The sequence below is a fragment of the Neisseria sp. P0009.S007 genome (genome assembly GCF_051962515.1).
Window position 1 is genome coordinate 1 of record NZ_JBQCVF010000268.1, and the last position, 1757, is coordinate 1757.

Here is a 1757-nt window from a genome sequence, read left to right on the forward strand (position 1 = left end):
AATGAAATATGAAATTCGGTTAGTTTTTCAGACAATCTGTCTCAATCTTCCATCAACATGGATTCTGGAACATAGGCAGCATTATCAAATTTGGTAAATTGGCCCATCCAAGTGAGGAATACTTTTCCGACGGGACCGTTACGGTGTTTGCCGATAATACATTCCGCCAAGCCTTTTGCGGGTGATTCTGAGTTGTAGTATTCATCACGATACATAAACATAATTAAGTCGGCATCTTGTTCGATTGCGCCGGATTCACGCAAGTCGGACATCATCGGCCGTTTGTCGGTACGTTGTTCAACAGTACGGCTCAACTGCGACAGGGCAATGACGGGAACTTGCAATTCTTTGGCCAATGCTTTGAGTGAGCGGGAAATTTCGCCAAGCTCGGAAGCGCGGTTGTCAGAACGGCCGGAGCCTGACATCAATTGCAGGTAGTCGATGACGATCAAACCCAATTTGCCGTTGAACTGGCGCGCAAGACGACGGGCGCGGGCGCGCAGTTCTAGCGCGGTCAAGCCCGGCGTTTCATCGATATACATGGGTGCATCGGAGAGTTTGACGACCGCTTCGTTCAGACGGCCCCAGTGTTCGTCTTGCAATCTGCCGGTTTTTAAGACGCTTTGATCCAAACGTCCTACCGAACCCAGCATACGCATGACCAGCTGTGCACCGCCCATCTCCATGGAGAATACGGCGACAGGTAATTTGTTTTCTACGGCAACGTGTTCCGCAATATTGATCGAAAAGGCAGTTTTACCCATGGAAGGACGGCCTGCGACGATAATCAAATCGCCCGGTTGGAGACCTGATGTTTTTTTGTCAAGGTCGATAAAACCTGTCGATATGCCGGTTACTTCATCAGGATTGTCTCGCGAATAAAGCATATCGATGCGTTCGACCACTTCTTTCAAAAGGTCGGGCATCTCAAGGAAGCCTTGTTTGGATTTGGCGGTAATTTCGGCGATTTGGAATACTTTGTTTTCTGCCTCGTCCAAAAGCTGGCCTGCATCGCGCCCTTGCGGATTGTATGCGTTACGCGCAATTTCCGTGCCGACTTCGGCAAGCTGGCGCATGATGGAACGTTCGCGCACGATTTCGGCGTAGCGGCGGATATTGGCAGCAGATGGCGTGTTTTGCGCCAGTGTAATCAGATAGTTGAATCCGCCTGCAGCTTCCAATTCTTCATTGCGTTCCAAATTTTCTTGGACGGTAATGACGTCGGCAGGACGGCTTTCATTAATCAGGTTGGCAATAGCACGAAAAATCAGGCGATGTTCGTGACGGTAGAAATCCTCGCCGGAAACGACATCGGCAATACGGTCCCAAGCAGAATTTTCCAGCATCAGGCCGCCTAAGACGGATTGCTCCGCTTCTGTGGAATGTGGCGGCAGTGACAATGCGCTGATTTCACGGTCTTCAGACGGCATATCGGAATAATTGCTCATGACGGGCATCTCTGGCTGGAAAATTGCAATCCACTATTATAGCGCAGTGTAAGTTCAATTGGTTTGTTTAGGCTAAAGCAGGTAAAATAGCAATGTTGTCGATTTGACAACACACACTACCAAAATATAAATATCAATAATTAGGAGCATAAAAATGGAACACAAGCTACCACAATTGCCTTATGAACTGGATGCGTTGTCCCCTCATCTGACCAAAGAAACTTTGGAGTTCCACTACGGCAAACACCATCAAACTTACATCACCAATTTGAACAATCAAATCAAAGGCACTGAGTTTGAAGAAATGCC

1 protein-coding gene and 1 pseudogene are annotated in these 1757 nt (G+C 48.0%); one reads left to right on the forward strand and one right to left on the reverse strand.

All coding sequences use genetic code 11. From position 1 onward, the window contains the following. Nucleotides 1-41: 41 nt before the first annotated feature. On the reverse strand, nt 42-1448 hold the full coding sequence (gene dnaB, locus ACTHS3_RS12320) for a replicative DNA helicase (protein ID WP_070608246.1): 1407 nt from the start codon (nt 1446-1448) through the stop codon (nt 42-44). Nucleotides 1449-1602: 154 nt separating this feature from the next. Here dnaB and ACTHS3_RS12325 point away from each other — a divergent pair. After that, nucleotides 1603-1757: pseudogene (locus ACTHS3_RS12325) on the forward strand (superoxide dismutase [Fe]); the annotation flags it as partial.

Bases quoted from the DNA above. Each gene is read 5' to 3' on its own strand.
- dnaB (WP_070608246.1), bottom strand. From the start codon at position 1,448: ATGAGCAATTATTCCGATATGCCGTCTGAAGACCGTGAAATCAGCGCA.